An 18,347-nucleotide genomic window follows, 5' to 3' on the forward strand; every position below is an offset into this window, starting at 1 on the left:
GCAACAATAAACGGTAAAAGTATTCCCCGCCAGCCAACAAAAGGAAAGGTGGGGATAACGGAAACGGTTAAATAAAATTTTTCAGATGCCGGGTGTCAGTTCGTTGTGGTTGTTATACATCAGCGCCTGGCAAGCCTGGAAGTTTATCATTCGTATTGAATACATCAATAATAGATCATCATTGTTAACATTTAAAACAGCAAAAAATGCAAGAATTCTTATTAGTGATCCACAGAGATCTGACCAGCGCTAACCCGGCGCCCTCTCCAGAACAAATGAAAGAAGCTCTGAAACCCTATCAGGATTGGGTGGCTGGCATTGCGGCCCAGGACAAATTGGTAGCACCTCCCAAACGTTGGGATGTTGATGGCCGCGTCATTAAGCACGAGAAAAAGAAAGATCATGTATCCAGCGGACCCTATGCTGAAAGTAAGGAGTCCATTGGCGGCTTGTTCCTGATAAAAGCCAAAGATTACGACGAGGCGGTAGAGATCGCAAAAGGCTGCCCTATCATTAAATACGGCGCCATCGTTGAAGTGCGTATGGCTATCACCGCTGCCTGAAAGCGGTACTGAAAAATAATAAATAAAGAGGTTGTAAAAATAAAAGAAGGGGCTAACGATTGTTCTCCATCAGATACCCGAATAATAAAATGTTGTATCATACTTTTTACAACCTCTTTATTAAAACCATCTATTATGACAAAATTCTCTCAATTCTTTGGTTCCTCAATAGGCAGAAAACTAATTATGTCCATGACAGGACTGTTCCTCTGCCTTTTTCTTATTGTACACCTGGGCGGCAATCTCACATTGTTTGCTGGTGATGATGGCTACACTTTTAATATTTATGCTCATTTTATGACGCACTTCCCTCCTGTTGAAATTGCGGGCTATGTGCTGTATATATCCATTCTGGTTCATGCCTTCTATGCCCTCGTGCTAACGTTGAAAAACAGGCAGGCGCGACCTGTAAAATATGCTATCGCGCCCAAAACGCCTGTTAGATGGGCCTCCCTGAATATGGGATTGCTGGGCAGTATTATTTTCCTCTTTCTCATTATACATATGAGCAACTTCTGGGGCCGGTATAAATTCATGGATGGTACTTACCGGGAATACCGGAAAGACCTGTTGACAGGCAAACTGACATCTTCTGTTTACCAACCGGTTTCTCCTGATTTTGAGTACGCGGTAACTACTGAGAATAATATTGAGATCGTACGCGTAAAGGATCTATACGTTATAGTGACACACAGCTTTAGCCTTCTGTGGTATGTGTTGTTATATCTGGTAGCAATGGTAGCGGTTTCCTATCATCTGTATCACGGTTTTCAAAGCGCCTTCCGGACAGCAGGGCTGGTTCATAATAAATATACTCCTATCATACAGTTCACGGGTATATGGCTCTTTACGATTATTATTCCATTAACGTTTGCGCTTATGCCTATTGTATTCTATATAAAAAGCCTGCTTTAATACAGCTCTAAAGCAGGTATAAGCCTGCACCTTTAGAAGCTGTCCCAGATACCTTTAACTGCTCAGTTTGTATTTCAACTGATCAATGTGCTTTGTCATCAATATCCTGTCGGCCGTAGAATTGACCAGCTTCAAAGCGGCTTCATAGTGCTGCAGTGCTTTTTCGTCGTCGATATCAGTATATAGGTTGCCCAATAATGAGTAGTAAAAATAATTGCCCGTTAACCCCAGCTTTTCCGCTTCATTGATCGCCTGCTGTTTACCCTTGACTTTGGCAAGTGCAAAAGTGCGGTTTAATGCTGCAATGGGCGAGTACTCCAGAACTAACAAATGATTATACAGGTCCAGGATGTTATCCCACTTCTCACCGGAGTCTTCCTTATGGGTATGCCAGTAGGCGATAGCTGCTTCCAGGTGGTACTTTGTTAGAGTAGATGTAGCGGCTGCTTCATTCAGGTAGTACTCGCCACGCTCAATAAGCTCCCGGTTCCAGAGTGTTTCATCCTGATCCTGGTACAAGACCATTTCCCCTGTGTCATTTAATCTCGCATCAAAGCGCGAAGTGTGAAAGCACATCAATGCCAATAGCGCATTTACAGCGGGTTTGTTGGTGTGGGGATGTTCTGCCAGCAGATAGTTCAGCCGCATGGCTTCTATACAAAACTCTTTCCGGAGTACCGTATTACTGGAAGCGGAATAGTAACCTTCGGAAAAAAGAAGGTACAAGGTTTTGAGTACTGTTTCCATCCGGTCGTTTATTTCTGCAAGTGTTGGCTGTTGTATTTTTATATTTGTTTCCTTTAGTTTGTCTTTTGCTCTGCTGATCCTTTTGTAGATTACTTCCTTATTGGTCAGATAGGCATCGGCAATTTCCTGTACTCCAAATCCGCAGAGCAGGTTTAGTGCAAGCGCTACCTGTGATTCGCTGGGGATAGAAGGATGGCATACAGTGAATATCATTGCCAGCTGACTGTCTGTAATATTTTGGGCAGAGAGATCTATTTCTATCTCTTCCCCCTGTGGCATGCTGTGATGCAGATCAGCCAGGAGCTTTTGCTGAAAGAATGAGTTCCTTTTTAGCCAGTTCTTAGTTTTGTTCTTTGCCACCGTATATAGCCACGCTGTGGGATTGTCAGGCGCTCCCCTTACACTCCATGATTCAGTAGCGGAAAGAAAAGTATCGCTTACAATATCTTCTGCTACCTCTATATGCTCAATCCCAAAAAGATAACACAGCACCGAAACTATTTTTTGATACTCTGTTCTGAATAAATGCGGTAATAGTTCTTTCTCTTCCATTACAAATAAAAATGCCTTCTTGCAAAAATAAGAAGGCATTTTCATTTGCTGTTCACAGCCACACTATTTCATTGCCATACGTATCTCCACAGTACCGCCCAGTTCAAAAACAGGGGCCCCCTTTGCTATTTCCACAGCTTCCTCATAGTCGGTGGCCTTTATTACTATGAAACCACCAATGGACTCTTTGATTTCGGCGTAGGGGCCGTCCGTTACGCTCTTATCATGCTTAAGCACCCGTCCACTGGCGTCCCAGGGTTGCAAGGGTCTGGCAAGCTTATCCTGCGACTCAAGGCTGCGAAACCAGTCCCGCCAGCGGCTCAGATGTGCCTGTAGTTGTTCGGGGGACGGTTGGGACTCTTTTGTCTTGTAATCCCTGCGGAATAATAACAAGAATTCATTCATAAAATATGGATTTAGTATGCGGTAGTGATAGCTCAGCCAAATTGCCCTGCTCTGTAAGTACCCACAGCTTCTGGCATGGTGAAGGCAATATTAAAACGGTTCCAGGTATTGATGGTCGTAATGGCCAGTGTAAGGTCAATAAACTCCTCATCGGAGAAATGTTCCTTGGCACGGGTATAGATCGCATCAGGCATCTGGCAGGCAGTCACAGCTTCGGCCCAGGCCAGAGCAGCTCTTTCCCGGTCTGTAAAATACGGAGTTTCCCGCCATGCATTTAAACCATATAAACGTTGCTCAGTCTCTCCGTGAGCGCGTGCATCCTTTGAATGCATGTCCAGGCAGTAAGCACAACCGTTGATCTGGGATACACGGAAGAATATCAGCTCCAGCAAATTTTCCTGCAGGGGGGATTGTTTAAGATACGCACCAATATTAAAAAGCGTTTTTAAGGCGTTATGGCCTTTTTGTAGATAATTGATCCTTTGTTCCATTTTACTGTTTTTTTTATGGTTAAATAACAATCGGTTTTTTGTTATTGGACAAATTCCCGACATTCTTTTTGGGGTTTTATATAATAATATCGGTCTGAGGCATTATCAGAGGGGGCAATTCCTATCTGGGAGATGGGAATGTCATTGGCAATAGAAATTCTTTCATGTTGCAAAGTTTCTTGCGTCCGTTTATTTTGTCTCATCGTCAGGGATGTCGTCCTCATCCAGCCTGATAAAGTCGTCCAGAAATTCACATCCCAGAGCAACATTTTCTTTATGTATTTCTTCCAGAGGAGTTTGTACCAGTATCACTACGGACTCTTTGTCTTTAAAAAGCTTGTTAATAATTTGGAAAAGCGCTATCATAACTTGTAGTTTTTAGGTGATTTCTGTATAATGGATTACAACCAATGTGCCATATGGATAACTAAGTAATTATTAATTATTTACGAGATTTTTAATGACGTGGGTTTCACGATATATCGTTAAGTAACCGGCGGTTTAACTGTATATGGTGATGTTTTACCTTAGTACCGGAACAGTGATGCATTTATGGAAGATTGGATCAGGCCTATTTCATCAAACTATGACTACAATATCGTTAGAGTGTTTTGAAGACACTAATGTATTTTGCGTTCCCTTTGTCCCTGTTAATCACACAACTGTTGAGCGACTTTTTCAAACATGTTAAAATAAGTAAAGTCATTCTTCAATTTATATTATACATTTGATCGATATAACCATTATTCTTTTTTATCCCTTATTATCATTAATAACCCGAATGCATTGCCATATGCAATTCAAAATTGGAGAGTAAGCCAACTATTGTCTCTTAGATTAACCTAAATAAATACAAGATGAGAAAAACCACTATCCTATTACTAAGCCTATTCTTAACAGCATACGCTTACGCACAAACGCCAGTATCCATTAATGGCCAGCTTAAAGTAGTTGGTACAAAACTGTGTAACCAGAATGGTTACCCTATTCAATTAAGAGGTATGAGTACTCACGGAATTCAATGGTATGAAAGCTGTATGACAGATGCCTCACTGGATACCCTTACCCGCGACTGGGGCGCTGACATATTACGGGTATCCATGTACATTCAGGAAGGTGGCTATGAAACCAACCCCTCCTACTATACCTCCCTGGTTAAAACACTTGTAAATAAAGCCACAGCCCGGGGCTTATATGCATTGATCGATTTTCACATGCTTACTCCCGGCGATCCTAATTATAACACCAGCAGGGCAATAACCTTCTTCACCGATATTGCCAATACTTACAAGAACAATAACAATGTGCTGTATGAAATATGTAATGAGCCGAATGGCGTAAGCTGGGCAAGTATAAAAAATTATGCCGATCAGGTTATTCCTGTGATCAGGGCCATTGATAACGATGCTGTTATTTGTGTAGGTACAAAAGGATGGTCATCGCTGGGACTTTCGGAGGGCAGTACCTCTCAGGATATTATAAACAATCCTGTCAACTTTCCCAATATCATGTACAGTTTTCACTTTTATGCCAAAAGTCACCAGGATTATTATATAAATCATCTGGACTGGGCATCTGACCGTTTACCCATTTTCGTTACTGAATTTGGTACGCAGGAAGCATCCGGTGATGGTCCTAATGATCTGGCAATGGGACAAAGATATATGGACCTGATGCGGACTAAAAAAATAAGCTGGACAAACTGGAACTATAGTGACAACCCGCTTAGTGGTGGGGTATGGATTAGCGGTACTTGTTCTGGTAACACCTGGACAACAAGTAAACTCAAAGAAGCGGGCATTTTCATTCGCAATAACATGAGAAGCCCGGCAGATGATTTCGGTTCTGCCGGCAACAATCTGGCATTAGGAAAAACCATTACTGTTTCATCAACAGAAACATCTGCACTCATTGGTGCCAATGCTGTTGATGCCAATTCATCCACCCGCTGGGCCAGCGTATTAGCAGTTGATCCACAGTGGATAACCGTTGATCTCGGTAATAACTACAATATCTCACAGATAAAAATAAACTGGGAAGCAGCCTATGGTAAGAACTTCCTTGTACAAACATCTGCTGATAATGCAAACTGGACTACCTTGAAGGATGTTCAGAACAATACTTCACTGAGTAACGACTTCACAAGTCTCAGTAGCACCGGACGTTATGTTCGCATTTACGGTACTGCCCGCGGCACAACCTATGGCTATTCTATTTACGAGCTGGAAGTATATGGCACACTGGTATCCTCGCCAAATATTGCCCTGAATAAATCAGTAATGGTATCGTCTGTAGAAACATCCGGACTTGAAGGCAATTATGCTGTTGATGGCAATACGTCAACACGGTGGTCATCCACCATGTATGCAGATCCGCAATGGATCACAGTTGACCTGGGCGGTAATTACAATATCTCGCAGGTTAAAATAATCTGGGAAGCAGCCTATGCAAAGGATTACCTGTTACAGGTTTCAACAGACAATACGAACTGGAATACGGTGAAAACAATTCAGGGTAATACATCCCTCAATAACGATCATACCAGTTTGTCTGCAACAGCAAGATATGTTCGTATGTATGGAACCTCACGCGGATCGGATTACGGGTATTCGATCTACGAAATGCAAGTATATGGAACCGCCAGCGCGTTACGGTCAACCACAGCACTAGCTACAAATAAAACCGTCAACGAACAATTGATCACAGTATATCCCAATCCGGCACATGATCATGTGTTGATCACTATTCCCAATAACAATCAACAGAAAAGCCAGATCATCCTTTACGACATTAACGGAAAAGTATATTTTTCAGGATCGGAAACAGGAAATACTTATAACATGAATGTCAGCAAACTACCAGCAGGCATATACGTTGTAAAAATTATTAGCGGGAATAAAAAAACAATAAAGAAAATAGTGAAAGAATAATACTTGTTCATACATTATGGCTGACTCAAAAGGTCAGCCATAATGTATGAACAAGTATTATTCTAATTTTCCGGTACTATTCAGTTATTGTTTTATATGGACCATCTTATAAGTTTTAGTGAAATTATCCATCTTCAACTGGAGGATATAAATACCTGCGGGCAGATCCGGAGTTTGCCAGGTAATAGTCTGGGTACCAGGCTGCATTACTTTATCCAGTAAACGTGTAACCATCCTGCCATTTGCATCATAAACGGTTAATTGAACCTTATGCTGATCTTTCAATCCAAATGAAATGATAGTGTAGCTGCTGAATGGATTAGGATAATTTCCATTGAAGCTGAAATCTATTAATTCCTTGCTGCTGTTATCTTCCAGACTTCTCAGTTCATCATTATTATTGCTTTCCCTCCACCAATTCGGATGATGATGATCCTGCATTAATTTAAGTTGATCAATAATCTTTTGAGCTGCAAGGATAAGCGCTTTCCTGTCAACATTTGTAAGATGCGTTCTATGCGTAGCATTCTTCACCAGTATGATGAATACTTTAAGTACAATAATGGCAGGCTGTATTTTTCCTTTGGTTGCCTGTCTTAACGAGAGTTCCAGGAATCCCTTCAGCACCCTTCCTTCCTTAGGAGTCAGTTTACCGTTATTTACCAACGCTGTTACCTGTTGTATAAGTTGTTTGTACTGTTCTGCTATATTAGGTTGCTGAACTACCTGTATGGAAACACTGCTCTGATCATCTTCTGTAGCAACACCATTACCGGGTGATGAATCAGGATCAGCTACACCACTTGCGGTAACTTCAGCAGTATTGGTAATAGTTCCGGGCTGTGTAACGGTGCCGGTAATAGTCAGTGTAACTTGCTGGCCGCTGCTCAAAGCACTGACAGACCATTTACCGGTAGTGTTATCATAAGTACCTGCAGATGCTGTTGCCTGGCCGAAAGTAATACCGGCAGGCAATACATCTGTAACCACAATACCGGTTGCAGTGGCCGGTCCTTTATTGATTAATTGGATGGTAAATGTTACCGGATCACCAACATTGTATTGCGTTTTATCGGCCTGTTTGGTTAACTCCAGGTCAGCTGTTTGTACATTTCCCGTGGGCAGACAGGCACTGAACTCACTTGTATTGTTATTGGGATCGGTGGCAGTAGCCGTAATAACAGCACCGGCTGGAAATGTTTTACCTGTTAATACAGCCGTAAAAGCGGCGTTACCTGTTCCATCTGTAATAACCTTAAAAGAATCGAGGAAAGCCTGTCCTTCCCCAAAGCCCGAAGGGTTACACGCATCATTTGAGAAGAAATCCAGCCTGAAAGTGGTATTAGGCGTACTGCTTAAAGTGCCCTGTATGTTGGCATTTCCGCCTCCATTATCCGCCGCCGTTAATACAGGGAAATTCTGAAGGTTATTCGGGCCCGTATCTGCATCATCTGCATCGTTAGGGCTAGGACCGTCGTTACCCAGATCGATACCCAGTCCGTTGTTTTTAAAAATGGAATTAGCTGTTAACCCACTTCCTGTTCCGGTTCCGCCCAATGCGATACCTTTTCCATTGGCAGTGATAGTATTACTGGTGATGCTGGCTGTTGCAGCATCGTTCACCAGTATGCCAGTGCCATTACCGGAAATTGTATTCCCTTCAAGATGCGCTATAGTGCTACCGTTGAGTAACACACCAGGACCTCCGTTATTGGTAATGGTATTATCGAGGATACTCTTTCCACTTAAGAAGCTGGTGACTTCAATCCCGGCGATCGTATTTTTGTCAAATAAATCTCTTTCTATAAAAGCGCGGACGGTAATAAGATTTTTTCCATCGCTGATCCAGCGGAGTCCTGCGCCTGCATTAAGAGAAAAATCATTGTCCATTGATGTGAATGTAGCAATGGCATTGGCATCAGTAAACACATCTAACCGGTCCCCGTCTTTTCCATTACTGACCCCTGATGAACCGGAGAGTGCATAGCTAAATTCCGTTCCAGCCTTCAGCACAACTTTCCCTTTTCTTCCTTCAGCACCATTGGCACTGTATGTCTCCCCACTCGCTCTCAATGCCATTTGTGCCCCGGGGCTTATATCTGCTACATAATTAAAGGCAACACCTGCATTGGCATTATATATGCCATTGGTGAAATTCTTATTACCCGAGCAATGGAAGATAAAGTTCGCGCCCACCTGTCCCAGCCGCATGGTATCACCGAGAACGAGCCAGTCGATTTTGCCACTGACCGATTCTTCCACATCCATGGCCATATCGTTATTGGTGTGGAAATTATTTTCATACATTATTTGAACAGTCCTACCTTCTGAGAACCGTAGTTTAGCACCGACTTTCATATTGCCTTCAATACTATTTTTACGCAAATTATAACTGCCATCTCCTTTTACAAACAGGTCAATACCTACACCCTCAATATCGGTAATGATATTTCCATCAATGGTTATTGGCTTGGCACTGGCTGAGATGCCTATCGCGAATTTGGCTCCCGTTTTATTTTCTCCGATAAAATTGCCCAATATCTTAATGCCATCTGTGAGACTCCCCGTGACTGTGACACCGTTACTGGTATTATTGCCCGCCATTTTGTTTCCTTCGTTCGCACCCGTTCCTCCTATGGTATTGGTGGGGGCATCATTAAGAATAACGCCACCCTTTTTATTGGGTAGTGCATTATCTCCCGATATATCGAGACCAATGAGATTACCTATTGCCTGATTATTCGAAGCACCATTGGTGCCAAATTGAGCTGGATCCAACCCCTGGATATTAATACCATAGCCATCATTACCGGAGATGATATTTCTCGACACGCCGGTACCGCCAATTCTGTTTCCAGGGGTATTATCAATGAATATTCCATCTCCCCCGTTGCCTTTGGCAATAGTACCAGTGGCGTCTGTACCTATATAATTGCTTTCGATGTGGTGGCTACCTTCTCCCGGAGGAGGAGTACCTGAAATATAGATACCATGGGAAGAAAAGCTGTTGATGATAAAGAATGAAATCTGACAAGTCCCTCCCAACAGGCGCAAGCCTATTGCATTGGCTCCGGCCGCGGTTCCATCCAGTTCAATACGTCTTCCATCATTGTTCTTGGCGATGATAGTTACTGCTCCAAGGATAGAGGGCAATGGCCCTAATCCTGTGCTTCCTATTTTGATGACGATACTACCGGAACCTGGTGCGTTGGGTATCTCAAACTTTATCTCGTTCTGCCCCAAGTTGCGATTACCGTTCTGATTCTCAACAGCAGCACGAAAAGTACACTGATCTCCCGGAGTATTGGGGTCTACATCACATACTCCGTCATCACCAATTTCACCGGCATTGGGATCGCTTTCATCACCTACTGTATTCACTGTAAAGGTTTTGGTGCCTTGTGCCAGTATCTTTTCCGGCATAAATAATGAGAGCAGGAAGATGAAGAAAAAACTTATTGCTGAAAAAGTACAGAAATGATTTGATCTTGCCTTGTCTAGATTAATAAGATGTAGATTTTGCTCATTTAGATTTGATTCCATGTTTAGTTCTTTGGAAGATGAATAATACACTCCTGATCAGGGAATGCAAACGACTCCTGATAATGCAGATCTCTTACATTATTCACATGTACGGGGTGATTGAGTTACCCCTTAAAAATTTTCATTAAAGCATTAAATTATTCCATCGGAGTAAGTTGAACGAACGTAACTGGCGGTATAAAACCAGAATATCTAAAATTAGCCACAGGTCCGGAGAAAGGGAAAGCCACTTAATCGATTCTAGCCATGCAGACGATATACTCAAAGGTTAAGTAAAATTATTGAGAAATAAAAATAATATATGGTCCTATCAGCTATACATAAACGAAATTCTTTTTTATGATGATCAGCCTGCTTGATACGATTATATCCATTTGTTTTTTATCCTGGAATAATAGTTTCCTTTATTATAAAGGATCAGATCTTTATAAATATTATTTCTGATTAAAGGAGCAGAAATAATTATGTTTCCTGAAGCTGATAGCAAGCTGCTGCATATCGCATTCCGGAACCAGGTTTTGGATAGAAAAAAATCAGACATCGTATTAGTGTGTATGGCGCGTGGGTAAGCGAAAAATCTTATTATTGTGAGTCAAGCATAATGAACAACCTATGAACCTTACCATTCTTAACGTCCCTGGTATTCAATTCTCCAAGATCAAACCTTATCAGCATCGCCAAAAAGAGTATCATAGCACAGGCTATAGTGGCCGGATCACAGAAAGTGGGCATGTGTATGCACGCAAGGGCTATTATACGTCCATAAAGGTTTCCCAGGCATGGCGAATTGGTTTTAAGAATGTGGGCAATGTTCCCGTTGATATTATGATGCGTTTTAGTGTGTATGATAAATATGGTAAACTGGAAACCTTTGCACAGCTATACCGCAATCTTCGCCCAGGTGAACCGGCTGAAACATTTTTCGAGGTGCAGGATAAAAAGGCCAAAATCCTGTTTGATACGGTCGAGATCTATGCTAATGATCAACTGCTCTCCACTACAGAAGTAATGCAGTTTATGCCACGTATGGGTTGGGGTTTAAAAAGCTGGGCTGTTGCATTATTCATGGCCATCTTCGCAGCAATGGCACTGACAGAACCGCAACCTTTGAATTTTGCCAGCATTATTTTACCCTTTTTTGCGCTCACAATAATGGGTGCTGGAATTCTTAACAGAACTCCCGTCATTCTCATGCTCCTTCTTTTATCTCTTGTTCCATTCTCTTCACATAGCCTTGAAATAGGTACAACGATCATGCTCATGGGATTGGTCTATCTCTATTTTGTCTGGAAAAAAAGGCACTCAATAAAGGACTTTCTCATGGCAAGCGCTACACCTTCTATGTAAGGCTGTTGGATATATTAATACCCAAATAAAAATATTGATAATCAATAAGTTAATAATTTCAGACAAAGAGAACAGGAATAGATAAAAAAAGTTTGGTTAAAATAAAATAAGTGGTAATTTGACACTTATTTTATCCACGTGCCATAACATTAAATTGCAAACATTTAAGACTACCGAGCTTTGGGACTGCATGCGGGCGGGAGATGTTAGTGCATTGAAAGAGTTGTATAATTCATTTTATAACAACCTCTTTTCTGCAAACTTCTCTATTTGTACACATCGGGATATGGTAAAAGACAGTATTCATGAAGCTTTCATTAGTATTTGGGCCAATCGCGACAAACTCCCATCCGTAACTTCCGTGGGCGGATATCTCAACACCTGTGTACGAAGAAAGGTGATTGATGCTTTAAAGAAAGAGTCTCAGCTTGAAACGGCCTTCTTAAGGATGGATGCCGGACATGAACTTTCATATGAAGAGGTCATTATTGCTTTTCAGGAGCAGGAAGCAATCAGTAAAACCCTTAAAGAAGCACTATCCCATTTAACGAATAAACAAAAAGAGGTAATCCGTTTACGCTTTTTTGAAAACAAAAACTACGAAGAAATCGCACAACTGATTGGTTGTGAACAACGTACGATTTACAACTGCATATACGAGGCTGTTAAACGGCTCAGGCATTACTTCTCCACCAAACATATTTCTTAAAAAATCTTAAAATTTTACGGTAAAAAACTCCAGTTCTTCCGTCATACTATTAAGTAAACACGGAATGAAGGACTATTTATTGTACCACGTTGTGGATTTCATCACAGATGAGTCATATCTACGTTATTATTTCAAGGAAAATGAAGAAGATATTAACTTTTGGACAGAATGGATAAAACTTCATCCTGAAAAACTGGATATTATTATATCAGCCAACAATTATATTGATGCCTTTTCAGTGCGGATTCCTGAATCTGAATTTCAGAAAGAACAGCAACGTTTTGCCCAGGCATTAAATGACCTTTCATTGGATAACGATTTGTGCCGGGATAATGCCAACAATGAAGAACCAGGCATAACTATCATTGAGAACAGTTACAAAGCGCGAAAACTCAGAAGAAGAATAACCGGGGCCCTGGCATTGACCTTTCTGGCAGTGGGTTCCATTGTATATGTAGCTTTGCAGAAAGCTAATTATTTTTCTGTTTCCCTTGAGCCGGTAAAGGTGACGATGATAGAAAAATATGTGCCCAAAGGTCAGCGTGAAAAAATTACGCTTCCGGATGGTTCGGAAGTAGAGCTGAATGGCGATAGCAAGTTGGCGTATCCGTCGAAATTTACAGGCTCCTCAAGGGAATTGCAACTAACTGGCGAAGCGTTCTTCAACGTGAAACAAGATTCGCGACATCCTTTCCATATAACCACTCAAAATCTGACTATCACTGTACTTGGCACTTCTTTCAATTTGCAGTGTTACCCGAATAAAGGCCTTGCTAAGGTGGCATTGGTTACGGGTAGAGTTGGGTTAAACAAAATCAATCATCAACCAGACGAAACAATAGAATTGGCACCCTCCGAAATGGGCGTTTTAAAAATATCAGATTTATCGCTCAGGAAAACGAAATTCGATATAAATGAAGAAATAGGATGGCGACAGGGCATTGTTGTATTTAAGAATGCTGATTTTAATGAAATAGCCGACCGCTTTGATAAGATTTACAATATTAGACTAGTAAATCTAAGCCATAAAACAGCATTCAGATTCAATGGATCATTTACCAAAATTTCACCAGAAGAACTAGTAAAAATTATTTGTCTGTCGAAACAACTTTCATTTACAACCAATGGAAATGTAATAACGATTCACTAAATATTCCTAACACTAAATGAACAATGCCATGAGTAGACTAGCTATACTCAGAGGGAAAGTATTGCATGTACTTTTCCTAATGATAGCGATTTCCCTGTATCACAATGCAAAAGCCGGACCCGATGACAGAGATCAGGATTATATCGGCACTATTATTAAACTTAATAAAAAGAAGTTTTCATTAGTTGAACTTTTCACTATTACTGAAACGCAAACTGGTGTGAGGTTTGCTTATGATGCTTTGGAGTTGAATTTAAATGAGCCAGTAGAAGTATCTGCTAAGAAACTCAGGTTAAAACAACTTCTTTCCGAAATAAATAAACAATCGGGCGCTTCTTTTGAATGGTCGCAAAATATAGTTACGGTAATACCGCCTCAGAAGAATACTACAACAAACCCTAAATTGACTGAAAGCCGAACGGAAGTGAGCGGAAAAGTAGTGGACAAAAATGGACATCCTGTTTTCAAAGCAGTGGTTTTAGTAAAAGGGACCGGAACAGGTACAATGACGGATGAAAATGGCAAATTCAGGATTGATGCGAAACCGGGCGATGTGTTGGAAATCAGGTATGTTGGTTACCAATCCGTTGAAGTAAAGGTTACGAATACCTCCGACATCACAGTAGTACTGGAGGAAAGTAAAGTAATATTGAGCGATGTAGTTGTAGTTGGCTACGGTACGCAAAAGAAAACAAATTTAACAGGCTCTGTTGGAGTAGTTAAAATGGAAGATATGGAAACCCGGCCATTAACTAATGCCGGTATGGCTTTGCAGGGCACCGTTTCCGGTGTATATGCGTTGCAAAATTCAGGAAAGCCGGGAGATGATGGTGCTGTAATTGATATACGTGGTGTCGGTACATTTGGTGATAATTCTCCACTGGTATTAATAGATGGAGTTCCGGGGAATATAAACGATGTTAGTGCAAACGACATCCAATCCATATCTGTGTTGAAAGATGCCGCTTCATCTTCCATTTATGGAAGCAGGGCTGCTAATGGAGTAATTCTGGTTACTACTAAAAAAGGTACCGCCGGGAATTTAAAAATTAATTATAATGCCTACATCGGCACGCAAAGTCCCACCAGGTTACCGAATGTCTTAAACTCCGTTGACTATACAACACTTTATAATGAGGCTTCTTTAAATTCAGGAGGTGCAGTTGTATATTCCGATGCAACCATTCAGAAATATGCGGCACATAATGATCCGATGTTCCCGGACATCGATTATTTTAAAGTATACTATGGAAATGCAACTACCCGAAATCACCGGTTGAGTCTTTCAGGTGGAACTGATAATATTAACTACGCATTAATGCTTGGTCAATTGAATCAGGATGGTGTTCTTGTAGGAACCAATTATAAGAAGACCGACTTCCGGTCAAATATTGATGCCTATTTCTTAAAAGACAAAAGGTTAAGAATTTCATCAAAATTAGCCGGTAATCTTGGTGTTAAAAATGAACCTACCGATCTGTGGAGTGCTGAGTGGTACGCAACACTTGCACCTATTCATCCTCTACAAAATGCGGATGGGAAATGGGTGTCTGTTAATGGGGAACGGAATTTCTATGGTGAAATTAAAGAAGGTAGTACCGCACAAACAAAACGTTACAATTTCAGCGGACAGGTAGAAGGAGAATATAAGATCCTGAATGGTTTAAGCGCCCAGGTTACCTATGGGTATAATGTGACATCTTCAAAGGCGAATGCCTTCCATGCAAATGTAACATTGTATAATGAAAGTGGTTCTACCACTGATCTGGCTTCCAATTTAACAGTTACCAATGAGACAGATGTTCAAACATTGCTGACTTCTCTCTTAAAGTATAACAAGGTGATCGGAAAACATGAGTTTAATATACTCGGCGGTTATTCCGAAGAGGAATTCACTTATGATTGGGAAAGCGGCTACCGTGCCAACTTTGTTAATAACACGCAACGGGTGCTTAGCCTGGGAGACGCTTCTACGCAAACCAATAATGCAGGAAGTTACGATCTTGGATTACGCTCTTACTTTGGACGTATCAATTATAATTTCGACGGGAAATATTTGTTTGAAGCAAATATCAGAAGAGATGGTTCGTCCCGGTTTTCCCAGGGAAATCAGTGGGGTACATTCCCTTCTTTTTCCGGAGGCTGGGTAATGTCAAAGGAGAGATTTATGGAAAAGCTGGACTGGCTGAGCCATCTTAAATTGCGTGCTTCATGGGGTAGACTGGGTAATCAAAATATAAACACTTATTACAACGGAAGCGATATTTTAAGTTCAGGACAAAACTATTCGCTTGGTGGTACCTTATATTCAGGGGTGGCTGTTACTGCTATGACCAATAAACAGTTGACCTGGGAAACTGCACAGCAGCTTGACTTTGGTGTGGATCTGGTTTTGAAAAATAATTTTGAATTTACTGCAGACTATTTCGATAAGAGAACAAAGAACTTATTGCTGATTCAACCAATACCGCTTACAATGGCATTATCTGCACCATATGCAAATGCCGGAGAAGTACAGAACAAGGGTATCGAAGCATCTCTGACCTACAGAAAGGAATTTTCTAATGGTCTTAAATTGAGAGGAACTATTAATGCCTCTCATATAGTGAATAAAATAACCAGGATGAATGTTGCTGAGCAGCTTACTTCTCCTAAAGCTATTAAAGTAGGTGCCGCTATCAATTCATTTTATGGATATAAAATGGACGGAATTTACCAGATCTCCGATTTTACCTGGCAAAACAACAGCGATCAGTCAATAGCATACGCCGATCGAACTTACACTCTGAAACCAGGAGTAGTAAAGGTTTCTAACTATACAGCGCAACCTGGTGATATCAAGTATAAAGATCTGAATAAGGATAATATAGTTGATATGAATAATGACAGGGAAATAATAGGAAGCCAGTTTCCTGATCTCACCTATGCCTTCAATTTCAATGCAGAATGGAAAGGATTTGATTTGGGTTTCTTCTTACAGGGAGTTAAGGGCATTCAGGGGTATACTTACTATGAGATAGCTTCTCCATTCAGTGGTTTTGCTAATATGGGCTCGTGGTGGCTTAACAGATGGACACCGGAGAATCCATCTAATACTTTACCAAGATTGACCCTGGACGGTGTGCGGAATAACATTCATTCGTCCTTTTACATGGAAAATGCTTCGTATTTACGTCTGAAAAATATTGAGCTGGGATACTCCATAAGTCCAAGAGTTCTTTCCCGTGCGGGCATCAAATCCCTCAGACTTTACGGAAATGTGCAAAATGCCTTTACCATTACAAAATTCAAAGGGTTTGATCCTGAGCAAACAGTTGGTCAGACCAGAGCAGAGGCCTTCCCGCAGGTTCGCGTAATGACGATGGGTGTAAATGTTAATTTTTAATAGAACAGGTTATGAAAAACATGCATAAAATCACTCTTTTCATCTCAATATTGTTTTTTACGGGTTGCTCAAAGGATCTTTTGGATAAAACTCCAAAGGACCAGCTATCCCCTTCTACATTCTTTCAGAATGAGACACAATGCAAAATGGCCCTGATAGGAATTTATAACGCTATTCAGCCCAATGCAACACCTGCGCATTTTTATCAGTTCGACTATATGTCAGATAATGGTTATTGCCAGGATTCATGGCAGGGATCGAAAGAAGTGGGTGAATGGCTTACAAACTCCTCGAGCTGGGCGCCCTACGCTAAATGGACACAGGATTATAACATTATATCAAGAGCCAACGAATTTCTTCAGGACATCAGCAGTGCAACCGTAAGTGATGATGTAAAATCAGCAATGTCTGCCGAAGCTAAATTTCTGCGTGGTTATGCTTACGCTGACCTTATTGCTTATTTCGGGAATGTTCCGCTTATTACGAAAGTGCTGGCTTTATCGGATGCTTATGTGTCAAGAACTGCTAAAAGTGACGTGCTTACTCAAATTCTTTCAGACTTTAATGATGCTGCAGCTGCTCTTCCCACTTCCTATTCAGGAACAGATGTAGGTCGTGCTACGAAAGGAGCCGCGCTTGCTTATAAAGCAAGAGCTTTGCTTGCAAACCAAAAATGGGACGATGCTGCACAGGCAGCCCTGGATGTTATAAATCTGACAAAGTATGATTTATACCCCGACTATGCAGGTACATTCTCTGAAGCCCATGAAAATAATATAGAGGTGATTTTTGATATCCAATATATCCCTACAACGCAGTCGCAACCATGGCCAACGGCAGCCTTGTCGCTTACCAGCTGGCCCACAGCCAATGTTACTGCAGACCTGATTAATTCTTATTACATGCAAAATGGGTTGCCTATTACAGATGCAGCCTCAGGCTATGATCCGCAAAATCCTTTTGTGAATCGTGATCCACGATTAGCCGCATCAGTGGTGTTACCAGGTTCGGCATTTGGTTCATCCACATTTATACCGTCCCTCGACCAGGTACCTTGTGGTGCAAGGCCACGTAAAAATGCCAGTATTGGTATTGCGGACGTTAATAATTGTTCGCTTAACACGATTTTAATGCGTTATGCTGATATATACCTGATGCGGGCGGAAGCACTTATCGAATCCGGAAGTACGGATCAGGAAATTTATACTTTGATTGATAAAGTAAGAGCCAGAGTAAATATGCCAACAGTGGAAGCTGTTGAAGGAACAGGATTGAGTCAGACTCAGTTAAGAGCTATCGTACGACATGAAAGAAGAGTAGAATTTTATAATGAAGGAACCCGCTATGCTGATATGTTAAGATGGCAGGATGCTTCCCTGGTACATGATGTTTATGGCTACGATAAATCGTTGCTTTCAGACCCTTCATCTTCAGCAACATGGACATTTAAACAGGTCAAAATGGAAACGAGGACTTTCGATGCAACAAAAGGATGGTTGTGGCCTGTACCTCAGGGTGATATTGATATAAATAAAAATCTTCTTCCAAACAATCCCGGTTATTAATAAAGAGTAGGATACCCCGTAAGGCTGACTAAAAAGTAAAATGAA

The 18,347-nt window shown here is 41.2% G+C and carries 13 protein-coding genes; 8 read left to right on the forward strand and 5 right to left on the reverse strand.

The features are described from left to right. The first annotated feature begins 206 nt into the window (after nt 1-206). Nucleotides 207-563, forward strand: a complete 357-nt coding sequence (locus tag BM176_RS03910) for a YciI family protein (RefSeq protein ID WP_090099756.1) — start codon at nt 207-209, stop codon at nt 561-563. A 135-nt stretch (nt 564-698) separates the two neighbouring features. Next, a complete protein-coding gene (locus BM176_RS03915) occupies nt 699-1,478 on the forward strand; it encodes a succinate dehydrogenase cytochrome b subunit (protein WP_090099758.1) in 780 nt (259 codons plus the stop codon). A gap of 54 nt (nt 1,479-1,532) precedes the next feature. On the opposite strand, the gene BM176_RS03920 is transcribed toward BM176_RS03915, so the two are convergent. The 4 genes from BM176_RS03920 to BM176_RS32360 form a co-directional block, all read right to left on the reverse strand. Beyond that, nucleotides 1,533-2,816 carry an RNA polymerase sigma factor gene (locus BM176_RS03920; protein ID WP_255373428.1) on the reverse strand — a complete coding sequence of 428 codons (1,284 nt, stop codon included), beginning with the start codon at nt 2,814-2,816 and terminating at the stop codon, nt 1,533-1,535. A gap of 24 nt (nt 2,817-2,840) precedes the next feature. Beyond that, nucleotides 2,841-3,182, reverse strand: coding sequence for a YciI family protein (locus BM176_RS03925; RefSeq protein WP_090099762.1), 342 nt, complete (start codon nt 3,180-3,182; stop codon nt 2,841-2,843). Between the two features lie 32 nt (nt 3,183-3,214). Next, entirely contained in the window at nt 3,215-3,673 is a 459-nt protein-coding gene (locus BM176_RS03930; protein WP_090101608.1) for a carboxymuconolactone decarboxylase family protein, read from the reverse strand. A gap of 189 nt (nt 3,674-3,862) precedes the next feature. Next, on the reverse strand, nt 3,863-4,039 hold the full coding sequence (locus BM176_RS32360; RefSeq protein ID WP_177230288.1) for a hypothetical protein: 177 nt from the start codon (nt 4,037-4,039) through the stop codon (nt 3,863-3,865). A gap of 491 nt (nt 4,040-4,530) precedes the next feature. On the opposite strand from BM176_RS32360, the gene BM176_RS03935 reads away from it, so the two are divergent. Next, entirely contained in the window at nt 4,531-6,603 is a 2,073-nt protein-coding gene (locus BM176_RS03935; protein ID WP_090099764.1) for a cellulase family glycosylhydrolase, read from the forward strand. An 84-nt stretch (nt 6,604-6,687) separates the two neighbouring features. Here BM176_RS03935 and BM176_RS03940 read toward each other — a convergent pair whose 3' ends face one another. Continuing rightward, entirely contained in the window at nt 6,688-10,146 is a 3,459-nt protein-coding gene (locus BM176_RS03940; RefSeq protein ID WP_090099766.1) for a NosD domain-containing protein, read from the reverse strand. A 612-nt stretch (nt 10,147-10,758) separates the two neighbouring features. Between BM176_RS03940 and BM176_RS03945 the strand changes: the two genes are divergently transcribed. The 5 genes from BM176_RS03945 to BM176_RS03965 all read left to right on the forward strand — a co-directional run bounded on the left by BM176_RS03945 (nt 10,759) and on the right by BM176_RS03965 (nt 18,302). Then, nucleotides 10,759-11,493, forward strand: coding sequence for a hypothetical protein (locus tag BM176_RS03945; RefSeq protein ID WP_090099768.1), 735 nt, complete (start codon nt 10,759-10,761; stop codon nt 11,491-11,493). A 154-nt stretch (nt 11,494-11,647) separates the two neighbouring features. Further along, nucleotides 11,648-12,202 carry an RNA polymerase sigma factor gene (locus BM176_RS03950; protein WP_143097692.1) on the forward strand — a complete coding sequence of 185 codons (555 nt, stop codon included), beginning with the start codon at nt 11,648-11,650 and terminating at the stop codon, nt 12,200-12,202. Nucleotides 12,203-12,266: 64 nt separating this feature from the next. Next, complete coding sequence (locus tag BM176_RS03955) at nt 12,267-13,352, forward strand: FecR family protein (RefSeq protein WP_090099772.1); 1,086 nt, start codon at nt 12,267-12,269, stop codon at nt 13,350-13,352. A gap of 28 nt (nt 13,353-13,380) precedes the next feature. Further along, on the forward strand, nt 13,381-16,737 hold the full coding sequence (locus BM176_RS03960; protein WP_177230289.1) for a SusC/RagA family TonB-linked outer membrane protein: 3,357 nt from the start codon (nt 13,381-13,383) through the stop codon (nt 16,735-16,737). Between the two features lie 11 nt (nt 16,738-16,748). Then, entirely contained in the window at nt 16,749-18,302 is a 1,554-nt protein-coding gene (locus BM176_RS03965; RefSeq protein WP_090099774.1) for a RagB/SusD family nutrient uptake outer membrane protein, read from the forward strand. The last annotated feature ends 45 nt before the right edge of the window (nt 18,303-18,347 follow it).

This window comes from Chitinophaga sp. CF118 (assembly GCF_900112615.1).
In the GTDB taxonomy this organism is placed as follows: Bacteria; Bacteroidota; Bacteroidia; order Chitinophagales; family Chitinophagaceae; genus Chitinophaga.